This window comes from Mesorhizobium sp. B3-1-7, assembly GCF_006439385.1.
Taxonomy (GTDB): Bacteria; Pseudomonadota; Alphaproteobacteria; order Rhizobiales; family Rhizobiaceae; genus Mesorhizobium.
Map to the genome: position 1 here is coordinate 117,640 of NZ_VFTL01000018.1, position 22,281 is coordinate 139,920.

Genomic DNA, 22,281 nt, shown 5'->3' on the forward strand with positions numbered 1-22,281 from the left:
TGGGAACCGGTTTTCGGAAAAGATCATGCTCCAAAAAGGAGTTAGATCAGGGTGACGATTCAACGAAACGTCACCTGATCTAGCCGGCGCGGACAAAGCCGCTGTGCTGGCTTCTACGAATGACGCCCTGTGCACCTAACCTGGTCGTTGATAATCGAATTTTTTTCATTATCATCGGTTCCTAATTTCCACAATCAACCGACGAGCCCGCCGTGAACGCGCATTCCGAAATCAACGCGACCGACCTCGCCTACCATCTGCATTCCCAGACCAATCCGCAGGCCCTGTCGCGCGAGGGCGCTTACATCGTCGTCAAGGGCGACGGCGCGCATGTCATCGACGAAAACGGCAAACGCTACATCGACGCCATGGCGGGACTCTGGTGCGCGTCGCTGGGTTTCAACAACGAGCGCTTGGGGCGTGCGGCCGCCAAACAATACGAAGAGCTCGGCTACTACCATAGCTTCTACGGACGCACGAACCCGAAGGCGGCGACGCTGAGCAAGAAGCTGGTCGACCTGACCGGCATGCCGGGCGGCAAGGCCTTCTTCGTGACCTCGGGTTCCGAAGCCAACGAAACCATGGTGAAGCTGGCCTGGCTCTACCATGCCTCGCGCGGCAAGCCGACCAAGCGCAAGGTCATCGCGCGTGACCGCGCCTTCCACGGATCGACCATCGTGGCGGGATCCATGTGCGGGCTGGAGATGATGCACAGGGAGTTCGGACTTCCGCTCCCGGGCTTCATCCATACGCTTTGCCCCAACACCTATCGGGTCAAGCTGCCGGGCGAAAGCCAGGCGGACTTCGTCGCCCGCCTGGCAGGCGAGCTCGAGCGCATGATCCTGCGGGAAGGCCCGGATACGATCGCCGCCTTCATAGCCGAGCCGGTCATTGCCGGCGGCGGCATCATCCCGCCGCCCGAGGGCTATTTCGAGGCCGTCCAGAAGATCCTGGCGAAATACGATATCCTGTGCCTCGACGACGAGGTCGTCTGCGGGTTCGGCCGCACCGGCAACTGGTTCGGGCGCGAGACGGTCGGCATGGCGCCAGACATGATGTCGCTCGCCAAGGGCATCACCTCTTCCTATTTCCCGCTCGCGGCCGTGATCGTGTCGCCGAAGATCCTCGAAGCGGTCGAGCGCTACAATGAAGGCGGCACTTCGTTCGGCCACGGCTTCACCAACGCGGCTCACCCCGTCGGCGCGGCCGTCGCGGCGGAAACGATCGCGATCTACGAAGAGCTCGGTATCGTCGCCCATGTCCGCAAGATGGGCGCGCTTCTCCATCAGACGCTCGCCGAGATGACGAAGGACTCGCCCATCGTCGGGAACCTTCGCGGCGTCGGGCTCATGTATGGGGTCGAGCTCGTCGAAGACCCGGCAACCGGCTCGCCTTTCGCGCCGGCGCGCCAGGTTGGCGCCCGCCTTGCCGCCAGCGCCTATGAGCACGGCCTTGTGGTTCGCGCGATGCGCGACACCGTCGGCTTCTGCCCGCCTTTGATCATTGACGAGCGTGACGTGGAGGAGATCGGCTCCAAGATGGAGAAGGCTCTGAGGGAAACCGAGAAGGCCATCCAGGCAAAGTCGATCTGAGAAAACGGGAGCGAGGCGCGCCGACAGCTCCCGCACTCCGGCCGTCACAGCGACGGCCGGCAAACAACGAAAAACGCAGGCGCAGCCGATGCCAGCCCGGCAATCTCCCTTCACCAACGTCTATGTCTGCGCCTTCGCGGCCTATGCGTGCTTCTCGACTTCCGACGCTTTCACCAAAGCCCTGCACGGGCCTTTGAGCGTTTTCGAGATCGGGTTCTTCGAGAACGCCTTCGCTTCGATAGTCCTCCTGGCCACGCGCCACGAGAACGAGCGTTGGGTCGAGTTCTGGAAAATGAGCCGGCCATGGCCCATTCATTTGCGCGCCATATGCGGCGTGCTGTCCAGCCTTTGCGCGATCTATGCCTTCACGACAATCCCGCTTGTTGACGCCTACTCGCTTATCTTCCTTGCCCCATTCTTCGTGACCGTCATGTCCGTCCTGATCCTGAAGGAACACGTCGGGCAATGGCGATGGTTCGCCGTGCTGCTCGGATTTGTGGGCGTCCTGCTGGCGGTCAAGCCTGGCTTCCAGGCGTTTCAGCTCGGACATTTCGGCGCGATGGTGGCAGGGCTTTCGACCGGCACGTCGATCATAATCATGCGAGGCCTCGGCTCCGCCGCCAAGAAGACGAGCATCCTGGGGATGCTGTTCCTCTACCTCGTCTCGGTCAATGGCATCGGCATGGTGCTTCACGGCTTCACAGCGCCTGCCCTGCAGGATCTGGTGCTGATGGCGCTGTCGGGCCTGTGCGTGGGGCTCGGCCAGTGGGCGTTCGTGAGCGCGGCACGCTACGGGAACGCGACCCAGATTGCGCCGGTCGCCTATTCGCAGCTTGGCTGGGCCATGCTCTTCGGCATCATCATCTTCCACGAATATCCCGATCTGTTGGCGGTGATCGGAGTGGGGATCATCGCCAGCGCAGGCCTGCTGACGGTCCTGCGCGAGCGCATACGCCGGATCAAACCCGCAAACCCGCCCGGCATACGCTGAGGAACGCTGGTCGATAGCGACCTTCGCTCACGCCCTCATCTTGTCCAGCGCCGCGGAAAACACGTCCTCGGTGCCGATCTTTCCTGGCTTAAGGAACAGCGAAATACGCCTGTCGTCATGCGAGACGCAGGAGCCGGCGCCGAGCTCGTCGAAGGGAAGCACCTGCATGCTCTGAATGCCCAGCGCCTGGACGATCGCGCCGGAGGATTCGCCTCCCGACACGACGAACTTGCGAACCCCCCTGTCCGCCAATCCCCTGGCGATGCCGGCCAGGATCGCTTCGGCCTTGCGCGCCGCCCCCATCACGCCGAACATCGACTGCGCCCATGTGACGGCATCCGGATCGCCGGCGACCGAAAATCCGATCGCTCGTCCCGCATCGAGCGGCGTCTGCGCCCACTCCAGGGATCTCTCGGTCAGGATATCGCCCTCGGCCTCGCGGATGTCGATGTCGAGAACCGGGTTGGAAAGCGCGAAGTGATCGCGCTGCCGCAGCGTGACTTCGCTGCAGCTTCCCACCAGAACCGCCTCCCCGCCCTGCCCGCGGATCGGCCTCGGCCGGTCTTGCGGAGCGCGCCGGACGCCTTCTTTTTCCCACTGCGAGGCCAGTTCGATCGCCAAGGCATCGGCACCGCTGGTGATACGGTCGCGCCGGAAGATTGCCGCGCCAAGCGCCACGTCGTCATTGTCGACGCAGTCCATGAGGAAGTAGCGCACGCCCTTGTCCTGCTGGTCCCGCACATAGTCATGCGCGAAGGCCGAGCCGCGATGCAGGACACGATGCGGCAGCAGCCCGACCTTCTCGGCGGTCTGGCGCTGCAGCACCCTCGCCATGTCCGGGTCGTTCATCGGCGTGATCGGATCGAAGCGCTTGATCGATTCCGAGATCAGGCGATCCTTGTAGAACATGTAGCCTTCATGCACGTAGGTGCTAAGGTCGGGATAGCCGGGGCCGAAGATCAGGCGCGGCTGGTCGTACTTCTTGACCAGGAAGTCGGCGCAGGGACCGATATTGCCTTCGTCGGTGGAATCGAAGGTGGAGCAGTATTTGTAGAAAACATGCTCGGTGCCGATGGCGTCCAGAGCCGTCGTCAAGGAATCCAGCATGGCTACCGCCTCGGCTGGCGGCATGAAGCGCAGGCGCGTGGCGATCACCACGACATCCTGATCGCCGAGCGACGGCAGGATATCCGGATCGCAGACATAAAGGGCGGGAATGCCGATCTTTTCGAGGTTGCTGGCAACGAACAGACCGCCGGTGAAATCGTCGGCAATGACGGCTAACCTGACACTCATGCGACCGCTAGCTCCTCCCGAGCGCCGTCATTGATTTCCTCCACCCGCGGCCGGATTGCGCCTTCTTGGGCCGTTATTCAATGCTAGCCTCTGATAGGATATATCGCCTTGGTTTGCTACGGTGCGGAGCGTTTTAGTCGATTTTTTTCGCACTTTTGAACGCCGCCGAGAAGCTGCGGATAGCCCCGAGAATGTTGCGATCCGTGACCTCACCCGGCATCGCCGGTGCATGGGTCATGCCTGGACCGTCACCTGGCCGCCCATCACCCTCGAGACGCAAGGCATCATGGCGGTTCCTTCGGCCCGCTCCGTTGCATCCAGAACGTGGTCGTTGTGGACGATCCTGCCGGTGCAGCCTTGCACCTTCAGCCGGCATTTGCCGCAAGCTCCGACGCGGCACATGGAATCGATTTCGACGCCTGCATCCTCCAGCGCTTCGAGCATCGACTGGTCGGAGGAAACCTCGATGACGCGCTCTTCCTTCTCGGGCAGCACCACCGAGAACGGTACGCCTCCCACCGCCGCCTTGAACCGTTCCGCGTGAAAACATGACGGGGGCCAGCCCACGGCGCCAGTTGCCTCGATCGCCGCGTCCATCATCCTCGGCGATCCGCAGACATAGGCATGGGTGCCTGCCTGCTGGCCAGCCAGCAGACCGGAAATATCGAGGCGCGTTCCCGCGGCGCTGTCGTGAACATGCACCTTCGGACCATAGCGGGCGCGAAGCGTCGCGACGAAGGGCGCGTCCTCGGCCGAGCGGACCGAATAATGCAGTTCGAAGTCCGCACGCACGCGATCGAGCTCGCGCGCCATGCTCAGAAACGGCGTGATCCCGATGCCGCTTGCAATCAGCAGATGGCGCCGTGCCAGCCGATCCACCGGGAAGAAGTTCAACGGCCGGCGAACGGTCAATTCGTCGCCGACGCGAAGGCCTTCATGGAGGAACCGCGAGCCGCCGCGCCCGTCGGGCTGCCGCAGCACCGAGATCGCGTAGCGGCCGCGATCATCGGGATCGCCGGTCAGCGAGTAAGCATTGCGGCGGATGCGCCCACCGGTGTCGAGCAGCAGCACAAGATGGGACCCGGGCGAAAAAGCCGGTAGATCGAGCCCCCGTGGATGCTCGAGGAAAAAGCTCTTCACACCCCCGGCGACGGTCTCGATACCGGCCAGCCTCAGCTTCAGGAATCCCTTGTCGGCGGGATCCATCACAGAGGCTCTCGCCGCAAGGCGGGCATGTTGGGATCCGAGGGATAGAGGACGACGGCCTGATAGGCGCCTATACGCCGCGAGTAGTGATCCCGCACGACCAATGTCACCTTGCAGCAAGCGCAGTCGAAGGCCCGGTGGGCAATGCCGTCATACACCGTCTTGCAATGTGCGCATTGAGCCCGCCGCGCGCCAGCGCCAACCAGTTCCGCAAGCAGAATGTCGGCGGCAAGGCCCCGGTCCCGCGCCAGCCGGCGCACGAGGGAGAGGAAGGGTTCACAACCCGCGACATAGAGCCTGCCCGCCGCCGGCATGGCATCCATTCGAGCCGAGAGCGCATCGGAAAAATCCGGTTCAGCGGCGTGCAGTTCAATGCCGGCTGTTGATGCCTTCAACGAGGGCGCGATCCGGTCCTCACGCCCCAGCATGTGAATGCGTATGGACCCGGCGCCGCCAGGACATGGCGTCGCGAGGAGACGCTCGACAGCGATTAGGCCCGCCTCGTCCGAAACCATGACGTGCTGCTGCGCGGCTCCCCAGGTCAGCGTGCCGTAGGCAGGCTTCGACGAACTGTCGGTACCGATGGTCAAGGGCGTGGCTCCAGCCGGTCGGTGTCGGGGCCGGCGCCTGGCGAAAGCGGTCGCCCGTCGTCGAACCGCGCAAGCCAGTCGACGCATTCGTGCCGGAAGTGGATGTTGGAAAACCGCGCAAGCCCGGGATCGAGGTCGCGCAGCACGCGGTGCAGACGCGCTGCCCATTTCGGCACCCGCGCCACGTCGCGCAACGACAGCAGATAGTTGCGCAGGACAAAGATGATCGCATTGCTGCGCGGCAGGCGATAGAGCTGCTGGAATTCGCTGCGCACGAAGATGTCGTCGGGCACCGTCTCTGCCGTGACGCCATCGATGTCGTGCTGCCAGACGATCTTGTTCTCCAGCGACTTGTCGAGACGCGGCCGCACGGCGTGCACCCAGGTAACCCGCCTTTGCGGCGCCTCGGCAGACAGCATCATCGTCATCCGCAACGCCTGGTCGATGACTCGGCTCTCCGCCGCCGCTCCGACCAGCGTTCCATGCCAGTCATGCCAGTTCATTCCCAGGATGAAATCAAACGACCAGCCGTATGAGGCGGTCACCATGCCGCCGTCCAGCCACAGCGTGCCCTGCTGCTGATCCATGAGCACGAAATCGCCCTGGGCCTGGCGGGTGATGTATTCGAACGCCTCGCAGGGAAGCGTTTCGGCGCGGCCAAAGACGAAATCCCGCCGCTCTCCCAGCAGGCGGTTCTCCCACCGGCAGTTCCTGTCCTCCCGCCGATAGGAGAAATACGCCGGAAAATCCCGCGCCAAAGCGCGCATGATGTAGTCCGTCGCTTCCCACTGCGCCTCTTCCATGTGGGGCATGATGTGATAGCGCGAGCGGTCGCGATCGAGCACGAATGCCCGTTCGGCAACCTCGTCCAGGTAGTGCTCATCGACATCGAAGAGCGACCTGTAGGCCGCGGTCGGCCCGTTTCGATCCTGCGGCTCGATACCCACCCCCTTCATCTCGAAACGGTCGGTGTCCAGGGGAAAGGGAAAGCGCAGAATGCCGGCGTCCGAGTTGCGGAACGTCATGTCGCCGCGAAAGACGTGGGGCGCAAGGTCGCCACTTGGCGGCGCGATGGACAAATTCATCTCTCCCCGCATGGCCTCGATCGGCGCAGGTCGTTTTCCGGCGGAAGGGTTGAGTCCCGGGCACGGCATACCGCCGCTCGGGAATGCCCCATCTTGGCATTGAGGAGGTTCACCAGGTCAATCGTCCGAAAGGATGATTTTCCTCAAGCACGCGATCGCGACGGAAGATGTTGATTTGACCTTCGATCGAACGCAATCTTGCGGCTTGGAAACCGGATGCAGTCGAGGCGCAGAATGAGCGCGACCCAATTTGTCTTGGACGGCGAGGAGACCAGGCCGATCGTCGAACTGCTTCAGTTCGCCATGGACGCGACGCACATACCTTCTTCGATCTTCTACTGGATCGACGAGAGGATGCGCATGCAGATAGCGGCCTGCAGGGCTGTCGATCTCGATCGGCTCAACATCTACCAATCCAGCTTCTATGCACATGACCCGTGCAGTCCTGTGCGGATGATCAGCCGGCAGGCGCGCACCCAGACCTTGCAGCGCGCATGCTGCGAAAGCGAGGCCCTCGATTTGTACCGGCCGTATATGGCGCTCAGCGGGATCAAGGACGCATTGGAGATGGTTTTCTGGCATGAAGGCCGCGCGGTTGCCGGGCTAGGACTTGTGGCCAGGGATGACCAGGATTGCGTCTCGGCGGAAACCTGGAAGCTGGCCCAGAGCATGCAGCGCTATGTCGAGGCCAGCCTTGCGCTGCATCCAAGGGTGATGCGCGATCGGGCCAGAAGAAGGCTCGCAAGGGAATTCCTGTTGTCGAAGCGGGAACTCGAGATCGCCGACCTGGTCGGCAAGGGCCTGACCAACCAGGAGATCGGCGAAGAACTGGCGATTTCCCTGCCCACGGTGAAGACCCATCTGCGGAGCCTGTTCGCAAAGCTCGATGTCGGGAACCGCACTTCGCTCGTCGCCGAAATGCGCAAAGCCGAAATAACTGGATAATCGCTGCGATCAGCGGGCGTCGGCCGCCGCCAAGATTGTCTCCACCCTGACCGAAGCGTCGACCTGTTGCCTATGGCTAAGGCTGTAGAGGCCCTTCAACGCCACTTGCAACGCTTGGCAATTTTGCAATACGATATATCAAAATCAACTTCCGGATCGACGACATGACAGTTTCGGCAACGGCGAAGGCCGCCCATCCGTCTCTCAGCCCGCTCGACAAAGGCGTGCCGGGAACGATCTCGGAGGTTACGATTGAAGCCGTCGCGGACCAGCGATGGAGCCTGCTGCGGGAAGACATTCCGCTCCCGGCGGCCGTCATCAAACAGGATGCGCTCCGCCATAACCGCGAATGGATGAAATCCTTTCTCGAAGACAGCGGCATGGCTCTTGCCCCTCACGGCAAGACGACGATGTGCCCGGCACTTTTCGACATGCAGCTCGATGACGGCGCCTGGGCCATCACCGTCGCGACGGCGCATCAGCTCCAGGTCGCGCGCGCCTTCGGATATTCGCGGATCTTCTTCGCCAATCAGCTGATCGGCAAAAGCGCGATCGACTATGTCATGCGCGAACTGGCGAATGATCCGGCCTTCGAGTTCTTCTGCCTGGTGGACGACCTGTCGAATGTCGAAGCCCTGGCTTCTGCCGCCAGGGCAGCGACCCTTGGCCGTCCCATGAAAGTCCTGGTCGAGCTCGGCTATGTCGGCGGACGGACCGGATGCCGCACGGTCGAGCAGGCCATGACATTGGCGCGGGCGGTGCATGCGTCAGGCACCCTGGCGCTCGCCGGCATCGAAGGCTTCGAGGGGCTCATTCGAGGCTCGTCGAACACTGAAACCCTGGCGCAGGTGGAAAGCCTGCTCGGCACGATGGTCGAGCTTGCCGAAAGATGCGCTTCGCAGCAGTTGTTCGCCGAAGGCACGGTGCTGCTTTCGGCGGGAGGATCGTCCTTCTTCGACGTTGTCGCCACGCGGCTGTCTGCGGCCAGGCTCGACCGAGAGACGCGGATCCTGCTGCGCTCGGGCTGCTACATCACGCACGATTCGGTGCTCTACGTTCGCGCCATGGACGCGATGCGGGAGCGCAACAGCGCGCTCGCCGACTCGCATGGCGGTCTGGAACCCGCGCTCGAGGTGTGGGCCTACGTGCAGTCGCGGCCCGAAGCCGAAAAGGCAATCGTCGGCTTCGGCAAGCGGGATATCTCCTATGACGACCTGCCGGTGGCGCTGAGCTGGTACCGGCCGGATGGCGGCATGACGGCGCCTCGGCCGGTGCCGGCGGGGTATGTGGTGACCAGGCTGAACGACCAGCACTGCCACCTTTCGCTGCCGGCTAGTTCGCCGCTGCGGGTCGGCGACCTGATCGGCTTCGGCATCTCGCACCCATGCCTGACTTTCGACAAATGGCGGGTCATCCACCTTGTCGATCCGTCCTACCGGGTCACCGGATCGATCCGGACCTATTTCTGAAAACGCCGGCACTGGAACAAAGGCATCGCGATGAGCAGGAAAGAAAGCTCCAGGATCATACTGGTTACCGGCGCCGCGAGCGGCATCGGAGCGGCAACGGCAAAGCTTGCCGCCAGCGCCGGCCACAAGGTGATCCTGGCCGACATCAACGAAGCTGGAGCCCGCGCCGCGGCCGACGAGGTCGGCGCAAATGCATCCGCGAGCCGCCTCGATATCCGTTCGGAGGAAAACTGGAACGCGGTGCTCGATCGGGTCTGGGCGGAACACGGTCGGCTGGACGTCCTGATCAACAATGCGGCCATCGTCCATACCGGCTTTGCGGCCGATGTGCCGATCGAGAAGCACAGGCACACGCTCGACACCAATTTCATGGGCGCGGCCATCGGCATGCTGGCCGCGTTGCGGCGCTTCAAGGCGCAGGGTTCCGGCCACCTGATGACGGTCGCCAGCATGGTCGCCTTCCTGCCCTTCCCCGGCATAGCGAGCTACGCCGCGGCAAAGCACGCGCTGCGGGCCTTCCACCATGCCCTGGCTATCGAGGAACGTCACAGTCCCGTCCGCTTCACGATCGTCTATCCGACGGCGACCGAAACACCCATGCTGGAGCAGGAAGCTGAGGACGACGCCATGGCGCTTGCCTTCGCCGGCAATCCGGTCGCCGCCGAGCATGTCGCGCGGACCATTCTCGACGCCGTCGCGAAGAAGCCGGCCGAGGTTTACATTCCGCCTGAGCGCGGCGCCTTCGTGCGCCAGATCGGCGTAAAACCGCGCGCGCTGGCGAAGATGTACGAGCACAACGCGGCCATCGGCGCGGAAAAGCTCAAGGCCCGCCGCGCCGGAACATCCGCCTGAAAGCCTCGGCGGACCGGCTCAGCCCTTCGACCGAAGGCGCGACGTCAGTCTTTTCCTGGAGTTCGCCTCGGTCAGCTTGAGCTGCTCGAGAATGCGGTAGGAGCCCTCCCGCAGGTCTCTCACCACCAGTTCGCCCGCTTCCGACGGAGATCGGCGGGAAAGGGCATCGATGATCAGCAGATGCGGGTGCACGTCCGACCAAGCCTGACGGATGCTGGGATATTGGTGGGTCACGAAGGGGCCGGCGAGCAGCCAGAGATTCTCGATGACCCGAACCAGGACGTCGTTGTTCGAAGCCCGGTAGATCGTGAAATGGAATTCCTGGTTCGCCGAAAGAGCGGCTTTCCACTGTTCGGCGGCCTCCGCCTCGACGAAAGCCCGGTGCAGATCCTCCAGCCTGCGAATGTCATCCGCGGTGATGTTGACGGCGCTCAATTCCGCCGCGAGCCGTTCGAGCGGGGCGCGGGTCTCGCGAATGTTGATGTATCTGGGAATGGAGATGACCGGCACCCGGGCCTGGTAGCCCAGCTTCAGCTCGAGCGCGCCTTCGCGAACGAGCTGGCCGATAGCCTCCCGCACAGGCGTCGGCGACGTCTGATACATCAACGCCAGTTTTCGAATGTTCAACCTGGAGCCTGGTTCGTACTGCCCCGTCATCAAGGCCAGGCGCAGCCGGCCATAGATCCTTTCCGAGAGACTGTCCCGATTGAGCGCGAGGCCGTCGTCGGCTTCCTGTTCGTCCGGTTGGGTGGTCATGGTGCCTTGCTGGTTGTTCGCGACGGTGATCGTCCGGGCGCTCATTCGCGTGCTATTCTGGCATATACTATTTCAAAATCCACACAGCGACAAAACAACCTCGACCCGATTGCCTGTTTTGCTATATCAAAATCATGGAATCGTAAGAGCTGAAGAGCACTCGGGCGGGAGAATATCGACGAGATGCGACCGATCGACTTCGAAGAACCCATCGAGCGACGCATCGATCTCGACCTGGCCATTGGCGAGAGCCCGGTCTGGGATGCCGGTCGCCGCCTGCTCTGGTTCGTCGATATCCTGGCGCCCTGCATCTACGCGCTCGATCCCCAGACGAACCATCTGACAACCTACCCGATGCCCTGCGCCGTCGGCAGCATCGGACTGGCCGCCGGCGGCCGGCTGGTGGTTGCGCTTCGCACCGGCGTCCATCTTTTCGATCCTGGGTCGCGGACGCTGGAGTTCCTGGTCCACCCGGAGCCCGATATGGAGATGAACCGGCTGAACGACGGGAAGGTCGGCCCGGACGGATGTTTCTGGGTCGGCTCGATGCATGACAGCCAGCCCCGCGCGCCGACCGCCGCACTCTACCGAGTGACGCCGACCGGGGAATGCACGCGGATATCGAGCGGGCTGAAGGTGTCGAACGGGCTGGCCTGGAGCCCCGACGGCAGGACCATGTATCACGCGGATTCGCGCGGAGCCTATGTGCAGGCCTACGACTTCGACCCGGATAGCGGGAGCCTCTCCGGAGGACGACGGTTCGCGACATTCACGGAAAGCGACGGCTTGCCGGACGGTGCGGCGATCGATGCGGAAGGGCACTACTGGGTTGCGGGCGTGACGGCCGGCCGGATCACCAAATTCGCCCCGGACGGCCGGATCGCCGGCATATTCTCGCTGCCGACGCCGGCGCCGACCATGCCCTGTTTCGGCGGCAGCGACCTTAAGACACTCTTCATCACATCACTCCGCACGGACCGCCCGGGCAGACATCAGATGGGAACGCTGCTCTCCGTGAAGACGGACGTCGCCGGAATTCCGACGGGCGTTTTCGGCTGAGAGGATGCGCAGAGCGGTCAGCTTTCAGGCCGCGACACCGCCCAGGTAGGCGCTGACGACGGCGTCATTGTCCGCAAGATCGCTTCCCCGCCCTTCAAGCACTATACGTCCGCCCTTTAGAACGTAGCCGTAGTCCGCGAACTTCAATGCGACTTTGCTGTTCTGCTCCACCAGAAGGATCGTCACGCCCTCACGATTGAGGCGCTGCACGATGTTCATGACTTCCTTGATCAGCTGTGGCGCCAGCCCCATTGAAGGCTCGTCGAGCAGCAGCATCTGTGGGGCCGCCATGAGAGCTCTTCCGATCGCCAGCATCTGCTGCTCGCCGCCGGACAGGTTCCTTGCGTCGCCATTGTGCCTTCGCGCCAGGATCGGGAAGAGTTCGAACACATGATCCAGCCGCCGTCGCCGCTCTGCGTCGTCGCTCAGCGTGAACGAACCCAGGTCGAGATTCTCCCGGATCGTCATGTCGCCGAAAATGCGCCGTCCCTCGGGAACGTGAACAAGACCTCGGTGGGGCAACCGGTGGGCCGGGACCCTGGTTATGTCCTCACCCAGGAATCGGACGCTTCCCGAGGACGCAGCAATGAGACCGGACAGCGTTCGCAATGTCGTGCTTTTGCCGGCGCCGTTCGCGCCGAGCAGTGCCACGATCTGGCCGCGCCTTATCGAGAGGCTGACGCCATGAAGCGCCTCGATGCTGCCGTAGCGCGCGACGATCCGGTCGGCCGCAAGGACAATATCCGTGTCCATCAATCCTCCGTGCCGAGATAGGCTTCGATGACTTTCGGATCGGCGCGCACGGCCTCTGGCGTGCCATCGGCGATCTTCTGGCCATAGTCGAAGACAACGATCCTTTCCGACACCTGCATGACAAGGCCCATATCGTGCTCGATCAAAAGCACGGTGACGCCGGTCTCGTCGCGAACACGGCGGATCAAATGCACGAGATCGAGCTTCTCGCGCTCGTTCAGCCCGGCAGCGGGCTCATCGAGCAGGATGATCTCGGGCGCCGAGGCCAAGGCCCTTGCAAGTTCAAGCCGTCGCTGGTCGCCGTAGGAGAGCCCGCCGGCCAGACGATGCGTATGTTCAGCGATGCCGACGAAGTCGAGCCAGCGCATTCCCGCCGCGCGTATCATATTCTCCTCCCGCCGTTGCGACGGCAGGTGAAGGATTGCCGAGACGATGCCGTGGCGGCTGCGGCAATGCTGGCCGGACATGGCATTTTCCAGAACCGACATCTCCTTGAACAAGCGGATGTTCTGGAAAGTGCGGGCAAGGCCGAGCGCTGTGATGCGGTGCGGCGGCAAGCCCGTGATCGGCCGGCCGGCCAGTCGGATCGACCCACCCTTTGGTTTGTAGAAGCCGGTCAGGCAATTGAAGAGGGACGTCTTGCCCGCGCCATTCGGCCCGATGAGGCTATTGATGGCGCCCTTCTCCACCGAGAACGAAATATCCTGCAGGACCTTCAGCCCTCCGAAGCTGAGGCGCAGATCGCGGACTTCCAGCAAGGCCATGGTCAACCCCGCTTGTCCGGCCACAGGCCGTTCGGCCTGAAGAGCATGATTGCCAGCAGCGCCACAGCCGTGACCAGCGGACGATAGGTGCCGGCCCCGCGCAGCACCTCCGGCAGCAGGGCCACGAGAATCGCACCCAGGACGACACCGGGGATGCGGCCCATGCCACCCAGGACGACGCCTAAAAGGATCAGAAGCGACTGGTTGAAGGTAAAGCTTTCCGGCGAAATCGCGGTCATCTTCGCGGCGTAGAGACACCCGGCCACCGACGCGATCACGGCCCCCATCATATAGGCCTGCAGCTTGGCCGACACGCGATTGATGCCGATCCCCGCGGCGGCGTCCTCGTCATAACGGACATAGAACCAGGCACGCCCCATGCGCGACCGCTCGACGCTCAGGCAGACGAAAACGGCAAGCAGCGCGAGCGTCAGGAACACATAGTAGAAGTGCTGCACCTGCATCAGCTTGAAGCCCAGTATCTCCGGCCGCTCGATACCGACGAGGCCGCTGGCGCCGCCGGTGATATCGAGGTTGCGGGCAATGATGCGCACGATTTCGCCGAAGCCCAGGGTCACGATCGCCAGATAGTCGCTGCGCAGCCTCAAGGTCGGCGCGCCGATGATGACACCGGCCAGACAGGCAGCCACCATGGCGACGGGAATCGTGAGCCAGAAGTTGAAGCCGAATTCCGAGGTCAGGATGCCGGTCGTGTAGGCGCCGACAGCAAAGAAGGCCGCGTAGCCGAGGTCAAGCAGGCCCGCATAGCCGACGACGATGTTGAGACCGAGGCACAACACGACATAGAGCAACGCCGTGGTCGCCACCTCAGTCACATAGGCATTGGCGAAGTGCGGCAGCACCAGCGCGCAGCCAAGCGCGGCGAGACCCGGCAGCAAATGCGAGCGCCGCACCAATGGCGGTTGCGCGGCGGCGGGCAAGGTCCTGGCTCCGTCGCTCATCACACCCGCTCCACAACCGAGCGTCCGAGCAGGCCCGTCGGCTTGAAGACCAGGAACAGGATCAGCGCGCCGAACACGAAGACGTCGCGCCATTCCGATCCGACGAAGGGCAAGGATGACCCGTAGGCCTCGAGAAGGCCGAGCAGCAGGCCGCCAAGCATGGCGCCCGGCACACTGCCGATGCCGCCGATGACGGCAGCGGTGAACGCTTTGAGCCCCATGATGAAGCCCATGAAGAAATGGACGCTGCCATAGTAGGCGCCCGCCATGACGCCGCCGCCGGCCGCGAGTGCCGATCCCATGAAGAAGGTCAGCGCGATCACCCGATCGACATCGATGCCCATCAGGCGGCTGGCCCCCATGTCGATCGACACGGCGCGCATCGCCTTGCCGTACATGGTGCGCGAGACAAAGGCCTGCATGCCGGCCATCAGCAGGATCGAGGCGGCGACAAGCACGATCTGTGTGTAGGTGATGTGCACAGCCGAAACGTCCAGGCCCGCAAAACCGAGGTCGGTGCTGAATGCGAAATGCCGCCCGCCGGTCAGCGCAAGCGCGGTGCCATTCAGCACCATCGAGGCGCCGAGCGCGGTGATCAGGATCGACAGGCGCGGCGCGTTGCGCATCGGCCGGTAGGCGAAGCGCTCGATGACGACGCCGAGCAACCCTACGGCCAGCATCGAAACCAGCAAGGCGCAGACGACGCCCGCCCAGCCATTGCCGACCCACACGCCGACGAAGGAAAACACGATGAGGCCGACGAAGGCGCCGCTCATATAGACATCGCCATGGGCGAAATTCAGGAGCTTGATGACGCCGAAGACCATGCTGTAGCCGAGCGCGATCAGGGCGTAGAACGAGCCGACAATCAGGCCGTTCACCAGTTGCTGAATGACTAGGTCGAGCGTCATTGATGCTCCGGTGCTGGGATTGAAAAGGTCGAGCCTTGGCGAAGCATCGATCGCCCGCCACACAGCCGCAAAAACAGGAATGATGCCGAGGCCGGCAAAAAGGCCGCCCCGGCATCAGCATGTTTCGTCGGTTACTCGGCGGCGATCCACTTGCCGCCCTTGGCGACGACCGGGCGGAAATTCGACGTCTGCAGGGTGTTCTTGTCGGTGAACTTGATTTCGCCGGCCAGACCCTTGAAGTCGCTTGCTTTCAGCGCCTCGATGATTGCCTTCTGGTCGGCAGATTTTGCCCGTGCGATGGCGTCTACGATCAGGTCGCCGACGTCATGGGAAAGGGCCGCGTAGGCGCCGGCGTCGCGGCCATAGGTCTCCTTGTACTTGGCCTTGAAATCGGCAGCGCCGGAGAGGAGATCGACGGTTGGCGGGGACAGCAGAAACACGCCCTCGCCGGCCGAGCCGGCGATCTCCAGATATTCCGGCGAATTGTTGCCGTCGCCGAGAACGATGCCGCCCTGGAAGCCTGCCTGCCGAAGCTGCTTGGTGAGAAGCGCGCCGCCGGCATGATAGGCGGTCCAGAAGACGGCATCCGCGCCGCTTGATTTGACCTTGGTGACGACCGCCGAATAGTCCTGCTCGCCGGCGGTGGTGGTTTCCTTGGCGGCGATCTCGCCACCCGCGTTCTTGAAGGCTTCGGCGGTGAGTTTTGCCAGGTCGGAGGAATAGGCGTCGCCTTCGTCGATGACGGCGATCTTCTTGTAGCCGTTCTTCTTGAAGAGCTCGACGGCGGTGGTCGCCTGCATGTCGCCGGTCGAGTTGGCGAGGAAGGCGTTGCCCTGATTGGCGGCGACCAGCTTGGTCGAATTCGCGCCGATGATGACGAACGGAACGCCGGCATCGCCGTAGATCTTCAACGTCGGCAACACGGCGCCCGAGCAGTAGCCGCCGACGATTGCCGTCACGCCTTCCGATATCAGCTTGCTGCCGGCGGTTACCGCCTGCTGCGGATCGCAGGCGTCATCGGCAGTGGTTGTGGTGATCTTGTCGCCGTTGATGCCGCCCTTGGCATTGGCGGCATCGATCGCCATCTTCACCGCGTTTTCCATGTCCTGCCCTTCGCTGGCCAACTGGCCTGTCATCGGCGCGACGATGCCGATCTTGATGTCGGCGGCGGCGGCGGCGGCGGTCATGGCCAGCCCGGCAAGGGCGGTGGCGCAGGCAAGCCTCTTGAAGGAAACAACCATCATTCTCTCCATTTTCCCCTGTTGGCGCATCCGGGTCGTGGCCCGGAATGCATTCTGCTTGATTGTCGCCGAGCCGCTCTGCGCGGATCAGCCAGATTGCGCTCCTCCTTCAGAGGCGGAGCGGCAATGTTTGCAATCGCCAGCCGGCCTGCGATCGAGGCCCTGGCGTCAGGCTCTGCAACTCAATGGCTGCTGGCCGGAGCCTGGGCATAGGCACCCTGGTAGCGGTTCTCCTTGATGCTCTGCATGATGCCGGCTTCGCGCGCTTCCTGCGCCTTGACGGCTGCCAGCAAGGCCGTGGCGCCCTCGAGCGGAAACGCCACGACGCCGTCCTCGTCGCCCACGACGATGTCGCCGGGACCGACGACCATTCCGCCCACCGAGACCGGAACATTGATCGCCCCGGGACCGTCCTTGTAGGGGCCGAGGTGGATGGCCGATCGCGCGAAGCAGGGAAATGGATTGCGGCCGATGGCGCCGGCATCGCGGAGGGCTCCGTCGATGACGATGCCGGCGGCGCCGCGTGAGGCAGCGAGGCTTGTCATGATCTCGCCGACGAGTGCCCGTCCTTCGTAACCGCCGCCATCGACGACAATGACATCGCCCGGCTGTACCAGGTCGAGCGCGCGGTGGATGAACTGGTTATCGCCGGGGCGCGTCCTCACTGTCAGCGCCCGCCCCACCATGATGCCGCTGATCTTGTGGAAAGGTCGCAACCCGACGGCGCCGGGCACCCGGGCAAGATTGTCGCTGATCAACGGCGTGGCAAAGACGCGGAACGCGTCGACCAGTTCACCTTCCCGCTGCCCGCCTGCCATTTTCGTCCTCCAATTTGTGAATATATTATCCAATCATCATTTGAAGAGTAAAGTCAACCGGCTTACTTGGAGCTGTCCAAAAAGCCGGTTCCCCTGCAATTCCGCGCCTGGAGCCGCTTTCGACCAGCCACGCCGGACTTGCCATAAGCTCGCGCTTGACGATAGATTGGATAACATATCCTCATTGGGCATCAAAAAAGGGAATCGCTGTGAAGCATGCAGGCAAAGTCGTGATCATCACCGGGGCGGCGCAAGGCCTGGGCCTCGCCTGCGCAGAGCGCTTTCATGCCGACGGCGCCAATGTCGTGCTCGTGGATGTGAAGGCCGACCGCGGCCGCGAGCATGCGCACCGTCTCGGCGAGCGCGCCGTCTGGCTCGAAGCGGATCTTTCCGCATGCACGGCGGACATGGCCGCCAGCATCATCGCCGAGGCCGCCGACGCCTTTGGCGGAATCGACGTCTTGATCAACAATGCCGGTGTGATCCACCTCGATGATTTCGTCGACTTCCCCGAGGAAGCCTTCGATTGGGTTCAGCGCGTCAATCTCAAGGCGCCGTTCCTTCTCGGTCAGGCCGCGGCACGAGCCATGATCGCTCAAAGGCGCGGCGGCTCGATCATCAACATGTCGTCGATCAATGCCATCCTGGCCATTCCCAATTCCGTCGCCTACGCGGTGTCAAAGGGTGGCATCAAGCAGCTGACGGCGGTGATGGCGGTCGGGCTCATCCCGCACAACATCCGCGTCAACGCCATCGGACCGGGAACGATCCTGACCGACATGGTCAGGAGCTCGGTCATGGCCAGCGAGGCGCAGCGGCAGACCATCCTGTCGCGAACGCCGAGCGGGCGCTGCGGCGAGCCGTCGGAGATCGCCAGCGTCGCTTCCTTCCTGGCCAGCGACGATGCCTCCTACATCGTGGGCCAGACTATTTACCCAGATGGCGGCCGCCTGATCCTGAACTACACCGTGCCGGTGAAGGACTGACGCTCATGACCATTGGGCCGGCGCCGCGCATCAGCCTTGCGGGATCAGGCGCGCTGCTTCTCGATGGCGCGCAGGCAAGGTTCGACGACGCCACTCAAGAGTTGGTTTGGGCTGTGGCGGAAGCTGCACGAGGCCTTGACGGCGTGCGCGAGACGGTCCCCGGTATGAACAACCTGCTGGTGCTGTTCGACCCGCTCGTCACGGATGCATCGCGTGTCGGCGAACAACTGCAATCACTTTGGGCCGGCACCGATCCACAAGCGGCCGCCGGCAGCTTGCACAGGATTCCCGTGCATTACGGCGGCTCGCGCGGCGAAGACCTCGCTGGCTGGGCCGCGCATTGCGCATTGTCGCTGGAAGAGACAGTCAATCGTCATGCGGCCGCGATCTATTCCGTAGCCGCTATCGGCGCCATGCCGGGCTTTCCTTACTTGTCCGGTCTCGACCCGCGGCTCAGTTGGCCAAGGCGCAAGAACCCCCGCCTGAAAGTGGCCGAAGGCGCCGTCATCATCGGCGGCGCGCAGGCAGGCATCATGCCGATGACCGCGCCGTCGGGGTGGCACATTATCGGCCACACCGACGTCAGGCTCTTCGATATTCAGGCGCAATCGCCGGTGCTGCTGAGGCCTGGAGACAAGGTCCAATTCGAGATTGCGGGCATCGAGCAATGATCGAAATCCTGTCCACCGGTCTTCCGAACACTGTCCAGGACCTCGGCCGCCCAGGCTATCTAGCGCTCGGGATCAGCCATGGCGGCGCCATGGACAGCCAGGCGCTGGCGATCGCCAATTTCATGCTGGGCAATGACCGATCGGCCGCGGGGCTGGAGATCGCGCTCTATCCGTTCCGGCTCAAGGCACATGTCGACACCGCGTTGGCCATCACCGGAGCCGACTGCCCGATCCATATCGATGATCGGCGGTATCCGCCCTGGTGGGCAACCACTATCCGCGCGGGCGAGACGCTTCTGGTGGAAGCGCCTCGCGCAGGCGCGCGTTCTTATATCGCCTTCGCCGGCGGGCTCGACCTGCCATCCGTCATGGGCTCGCGCGCGACGGATGTGAAAGGTGGTTTCGGCGGGCTTGCCGGGCGCGGCCTTGCGCACGGCGACCGGCTCCAGCTCAACAGCGCGGTGTGCCCGCTTCCCTCAACAGGCCTTGGCGTGGCACTGGAAGAACGGCAAATCACCGGCAACGCTACCGACTCTGCGATCGTACTGAGGGTGCTTCCCGCCGCCGAGTTCGACGCTTTCACGGCGCAGGCTCAGGCGGCCTTCACCAGCAGCGAATGGAAGATCACCAGCGAAGCCAACCGCATGGGCTATCGCTTGTCCGGAGAAACGCTCTCGCTAACCTCACCCATGGAATTGCTTTCGCATGGCATCGTGCCGGGTACCGTTCAAGTGCCGCCATCCGGCCAGCCGATCGTCCAGCTGGCCGATGCCAACACATGCGGCGGCTACCCGAAGATCGCAACCGTGATCGAAGCTGATCTCTGGCGGCTCGCGCAAGCGCCGATCGGCGCGCGCTTGCGTTTTGTGCCAGTGTCGATCGAAACGGCGACCCAAGCACTGCGTATTGCCAGGCAGCAGCTTGACGCGCTTGCGGGCGCGCGAAACATCAGGCCGGGCTGCCCTCGACCGGCGTGAACGGCCGGTTGCGACCAAAAAAGCCGCAACGACAGCGATTTTCGCTTCAAACCCATAGCGCCGAGCGAACATATCCATGGATATCCACCCTTTCACGATCCGGATTGCCCAGGCCGAAATCGACGACCTGATGCGACGCATCGCAAGCTGGCGCGAGCCGGACCAACTGGAGGGTATCGGCTGGGCCCAGGGAACCGAGCGTGAGGAGTTGCGGCGACTTCTCGAGCACTGGAGCTCGGGCTTCGACTGGCGCAGACAGGAAGACGCCTGGAACAAGCTTCCTCACTACCAGACGGAAATCGGCGGCCAGACCATTCATTTCATCCATGTCCGCGCGCAGTTCCAACCGCCAAAGCGATCATTCTCACTCATGGCTGGCCGGGCAGCTTTTGCGAATTCATCAGGATTTTGCCGCTCCTGTCCGATCCGCTTGCCAATGGCGGGAGAGAGCAGGACGCATTCAACGTCGTGATCCCTTCGATCCCCGGATACGGCTTTTCGAGCCGCCCGACCAAGGCCGGCCTCAACCTGTTTGCCGTCGCCGATCTCTGGGCGGAACTGATGAGCCGCCTGGGCTATGAGCGCTATCTGGCGCAGGGCGGTGACCTCGGCGCCAGCGTGTCGACGATCCTGGCGCACGCTCATCCCGGCAATCTCGCCGGCGTGCATCTGAATTTCATTCCCGGCTCGTATTCGCCCCTCGCATGACCCTGGTTCCGGCGGCGACCTCACCGCGGAAGAACGCATCTTCCTGGGCGAGAAAGCCCGGTGGGCGGATCTTCACGGCGCCTACAGCCACATTCAGGGAACGCGCCCCCAGACCCTTGCCTATGGGCTCACCGATTCGCCTGTGGGACTGGCGGCATGGATGATCGAAAAGTTCCGCGACTGGAGCGACTGCGACGGCAATCTGGACAACGCCGCATTTTCTCGCGACGAAATCCTCGCCAACATCTCGCTCTACTGGTTCACGCGAACCGTTGCCTCCTCCATGCGTATCTATTGGGAGACTCGCGCTCGGCCGTTGGCATTCCCGCATGGTACGGAGATCGAGGTTCCGCTCGCGGTAGCGCTGTTTCCGAAGGAATTGCCGATGCCGCCAAGAAGCTGGGTCGAACGGGTTTTTCGTAATGTGCGCCGGTGGACAACAATGCCATGCGGCGGGCATTTTGCAGCCTTCGAGCAACCCGGCCTGCTCGCGCAGGATCTGATAGCCTTCGCGAGCGAGCTGAAATTTTCCCGACCTGCGGGCGCATGCTCCGCAGGCAAATCCCGAAGGCCAGAATGAGCAGCACAACAGCCCTCACCATCGAAGCCCTGCATGAGCGCGTCGAGGCGATTTTCAGCAAGGCCGGGCTTAACCCTGCCCAGGCCGGCGCCATCACGCGCGCCATCGTCGCCGGGGAGCGCGACGCCTGCAAGTCGCACGGCATCTATCGCATCGAAGGCGCGCTGCGCACCGTCAAGGCCGGAAAGGCCGAGCCGAAGGCGGTGCCTGAATTGCTGCCGCCGGACGCGCCGGCAATCGTGAAAGTGGACGCGAGAGGCGGCTTCGCCAATCCAGCCTTCGAGCTGGGCCTGCCTGTCCTGGTCGAGCGCGCGCGCACAACCGGCATCGCGGCGCTGGCGATCAGCAACGCGGTTCATTTTTCGGCCCTCTGGGTCGAGGTCGAGGCACTGGCCGGAGCCGGTCTTGCCGGCCTCGCCATGTGTCCAAGCTACGCGACGGTCGCGCCGACGGGAGGCTCAAGCCCCTTGCTTGGCACCAATCCCTTCGCCTTCGGCTGGCCGCGCCAGGGGCATCCGCCTTATGTCTTCGACTTTGCAACTTCAGTCGCGGCGCGCGGCGAAATCGAGCTCCATCGTCGCGCCGGGAAACAATTGCCGGAAGGCTGGGCGATCGATTCGGACGGCAGGCCGACGACCGACCCCGAAGCGGCGCTTGCCGGCGCGATGCTTTCCTTCGGCGGGCATAAGGGCTCGGCCATCGGCACCATGATCGAGCTGCTCGCCGGTGCCATGCTTGGCGACCTGACGAGCCGCGAGGCCCTCGATCTGCTTGGCACGACGACGCTCTATCCGAAGCATGGCGAACTGGTCATCGCCCTGTCGCCGGAAGCTTTCGCCGCTGGCCGCCCCGGAAGTCCTTTCTCCCGAGCAGAAGCGTTGTTCGAGGCGATCCTCGGTCAGGGCGCGCGCCTGCCTTCGCAGAGGCGGTTCCTAGCCCGTGAGAAGTCGAAACGGGACGGCATCAGCCTCACGCCGCAGGAGATGGAGCAACTAGGCGGTGGTGACGATTTAACTATTTGAGCCAGATGGCGATAGCGGCGAGTTTGACGAAGCCCATGAAGTTGGCG

The 22,281-nt window shown here is 63.3% G+C and carries 24 protein-coding genes; 13 read left to right on the plus strand and 11 right to left on the minus strand.

Annotation, left to right across the window (positions count from 1 at the left end; translation table 11 throughout):
• Positions 1-212 precede the first annotated feature (212 nt).
• Positions 213-1,592, plus strand: a complete 1,380-nt coding sequence (locus FJ417_RS16715; protein WP_140784220.1) for an aminotransferase — start codon at positions 213-215, stop codon at positions 1,590-1,592.
• A gap of 88 nt (positions 1,593-1,680) precedes the next feature.
• Complete coding sequence (locus FJ417_RS16720) at positions 1,681-2,583, plus strand: DMT family transporter (protein ID WP_140784221.1); 903 nt, start codon at positions 1,681-1,683, stop codon at positions 2,581-2,583.
• Between the two features lie 27 nt (positions 2,584-2,610).
• On the opposite strand, the gene FJ417_RS16725 is transcribed toward FJ417_RS16720, so the two are convergent.
• From FJ417_RS16725 to FJ417_RS16740, 4 genes are all read right to left on the minus strand, one after another.
• Positions 2,611-3,879, minus strand: coding sequence for a four-carbon acid sugar kinase family protein (locus FJ417_RS16725; protein WP_140784222.1), 1,269 nt, complete (start codon positions 3,877-3,879; stop codon positions 2,611-2,613).
• Between the two features lie 234 nt (positions 3,880-4,113).
• Positions 4,114-5,085, minus strand: a complete 972-nt coding sequence (locus FJ417_RS16730) for a PDR/VanB family oxidoreductase (RefSeq protein WP_140707847.1) — start codon at positions 5,083-5,085, stop codon at positions 4,114-4,116.
• Positions 5,085-5,675 (minus strand): dimethylamine monooxygenase subunit DmmA family protein, encoded by a 591-nt coding sequence (locus FJ417_RS16735; protein ID WP_140784223.1) that lies wholly within the window; start codon positions 5,673-5,675, stop codon positions 5,085-5,087. Before FJ417_RS16735 ends, FJ417_RS16730 begins: the two co-directional genes overlap by 1 nt.
• Positions 5,672-6,760, minus strand: coding sequence for a DUF3445 domain-containing protein (locus tag FJ417_RS16740; protein WP_246687473.1), 1,089 nt, complete (start codon positions 6,758-6,760; stop codon positions 5,672-5,674). The genes FJ417_RS16735 and FJ417_RS16740 overlap by 4 nt, the downstream gene beginning before the upstream one ends.
• A gap of 234 nt (positions 6,761-6,994) precedes the next feature.
• Between FJ417_RS16740 and FJ417_RS16745 the strand changes: the two genes are divergently transcribed.
• From FJ417_RS16745 to FJ417_RS16755, 3 genes are all read left to right on the plus strand, one after another.
• Complete coding sequence (locus FJ417_RS16745; protein ID WP_181182658.1) at positions 6,995-7,705, plus strand: LuxR C-terminal-related transcriptional regulator; 711 nt, start codon at positions 6,995-6,997, stop codon at positions 7,703-7,705.
• A gap of 164 nt (positions 7,706-7,869) precedes the next feature.
• A complete protein-coding gene (locus FJ417_RS16750) occupies positions 7,870-9,174 on the plus strand; it encodes an amino acid deaminase (RefSeq protein WP_140707853.1) in 1,305 nt (434 codons plus the stop codon).
• Positions 9,175-9,204: 30 nt separating this feature from the next.
• On the plus strand, positions 9,205-10,026 hold the full coding sequence (locus FJ417_RS16755; RefSeq protein WP_140707855.1) for an SDR family oxidoreductase: 822 nt from the start codon (positions 9,205-9,207) through the stop codon (positions 10,024-10,026).
• An 18-nt stretch (positions 10,027-10,044) separates the two neighbouring features.
• On the opposite strand, the gene FJ417_RS16760 is transcribed toward FJ417_RS16755, so the two are convergent.
• On the minus strand, positions 10,045-10,827 hold the full coding sequence (locus FJ417_RS16760; protein ID WP_140707857.1) for a GntR family transcriptional regulator: 783 nt from the start codon (positions 10,825-10,827) through the stop codon (positions 10,045-10,047).
• Positions 10,828-10,965: 138 nt separating this feature from the next.
• Between FJ417_RS16760 and FJ417_RS16765 the strand changes: the two genes are divergently transcribed.
• Positions 10,966-11,841: an SMP-30/gluconolactonase/LRE family protein gene (locus FJ417_RS16765; RefSeq protein ID WP_140784225.1), complete on the plus strand. Its 876-nt coding sequence runs from the start codon at positions 10,966-10,968 to the stop codon at positions 11,839-11,841.
• Between the two features lie 24 nt (positions 11,842-11,865).
• On the opposite strand, the gene FJ417_RS16770 is transcribed toward FJ417_RS16765, so the two are convergent.
• The 6 genes from FJ417_RS16770 to FJ417_RS16795 all read right to left on the minus strand — a co-directional run bounded on the left by FJ417_RS16770 (position 11,866) and on the right by FJ417_RS16795 (position 17,290).
• Positions 11,866-12,594: an ABC transporter ATP-binding protein gene (locus tag FJ417_RS16770; protein ID WP_140784226.1), complete on the minus strand. Its 729-nt coding sequence runs from the start codon at positions 12,592-12,594 to the stop codon at positions 11,866-11,868.
• The gene (locus tag FJ417_RS16775; protein ID WP_140707863.1) at positions 12,594-13,358 is read right to left on the minus strand and encodes an ABC transporter ATP-binding protein; all 765 of its coding nucleotides are present in this window, start codon (positions 13,356-13,358) and stop codon (positions 12,594-12,596) included. Before FJ417_RS16775 ends, FJ417_RS16770 begins: the two co-directional genes overlap by 1 nt.
• Before the next feature lie 2 nt (positions 13,359-13,360).
• Entirely contained in the window at positions 13,361-14,299 is a 939-nt protein-coding gene (locus FJ417_RS16780) for a branched-chain amino acid ABC transporter permease (protein WP_246687474.1), read from the minus strand.
• A 20-nt stretch (positions 14,300-14,319) separates the two neighbouring features.
• Entirely contained in the window at positions 14,320-15,231 is a 912-nt protein-coding gene (locus FJ417_RS16785; RefSeq protein ID WP_140784228.1) for a branched-chain amino acid ABC transporter permease, read from the minus strand.
• 131 nt (positions 15,232-15,362) lie between these two features.
• Positions 15,363-16,472 (minus strand): branched-chain amino acid ABC transporter substrate-binding protein, encoded by a 1,110-nt coding sequence (locus FJ417_RS16790; protein ID WP_246680779.1) that lies wholly within the window; start codon positions 16,470-16,472, stop codon positions 15,363-15,365.
• 182 nt (positions 16,473-16,654) lie between these two features.
• Positions 16,655-17,290: an RraA family protein gene (locus FJ417_RS16795; protein WP_140784230.1), complete on the minus strand. Its 636-nt coding sequence runs from the start codon at positions 17,288-17,290 to the stop codon at positions 16,655-16,657.
• 209 nt (positions 17,291-17,499) lie between these two features.
• Between FJ417_RS16795 and FJ417_RS16800 the strand changes: the two genes are divergently transcribed.
• The 7 genes from FJ417_RS16800 (at position 17,500) to FJ417_RS16820 (ending at position 22,234) form a co-directional block, all read left to right on the plus strand.
• Positions 17,500-18,276, plus strand: coding sequence for an SDR family oxidoreductase (locus FJ417_RS16800; RefSeq protein ID WP_181183232.1), 777 nt, complete (start codon positions 17,500-17,502; stop codon positions 18,274-18,276).
• Between the two features lie 5 nt (positions 18,277-18,281).
• Positions 18,282-18,947, plus strand: a complete 666-nt coding sequence (gene pxpB / locus FJ417_RS16805) for a 5-oxoprolinase subunit PxpB (RefSeq protein WP_140784231.1) — start codon at positions 18,282-18,284, stop codon at positions 18,945-18,947.
• Complete coding sequence (locus FJ417_RS16810) at positions 18,944-19,924, plus strand: biotin-dependent carboxyltransferase family protein (RefSeq protein ID WP_140784232.1); 981 nt, start codon at positions 18,944-18,946, stop codon at positions 19,922-19,924. The genes pxpB and FJ417_RS16810 overlap by 4 nt, the downstream gene beginning before the upstream one ends.
• A gap of 76 nt (positions 19,925-20,000) precedes the next feature.
• The gene (locus FJ417_RS33535; RefSeq protein ID WP_246687475.1) at positions 20,001-20,396 is read left to right on the plus strand and encodes an epoxide hydrolase N-terminal domain-containing protein; all 396 of its coding nucleotides are present in this window, start codon (positions 20,001-20,003) and stop codon (positions 20,394-20,396) included.
• Positions 20,333-20,632, plus strand: a complete 300-nt coding sequence (locus FJ417_RS33540) for an alpha/beta fold hydrolase (RefSeq protein ID WP_246687476.1) — start codon at positions 20,333-20,335, stop codon at positions 20,630-20,632. The genes FJ417_RS33535 and FJ417_RS33540 overlap by 64 nt, the downstream gene beginning before the upstream one ends.
• 160 nt (positions 20,633-20,792) lie before the next feature.
• Positions 20,793-21,212: a hypothetical protein gene (locus tag FJ417_RS33545; protein ID WP_246687477.1), complete on the plus strand. Its 420-nt coding sequence runs from the start codon at positions 20,793-20,795 to the stop codon at positions 21,210-21,212.
• The gene (locus FJ417_RS16820; protein ID WP_140784233.1) at positions 21,209-22,234 is read left to right on the plus strand and encodes an Ldh family oxidoreductase; all 1,026 of its coding nucleotides are present in this window, start codon (positions 21,209-21,211) and stop codon (positions 22,232-22,234) included. Before FJ417_RS33545 ends, FJ417_RS16820 begins: the two co-directional genes overlap by 4 nt.
• The last annotated feature ends 47 nt before the right edge of the window (positions 22,235-22,281 follow it).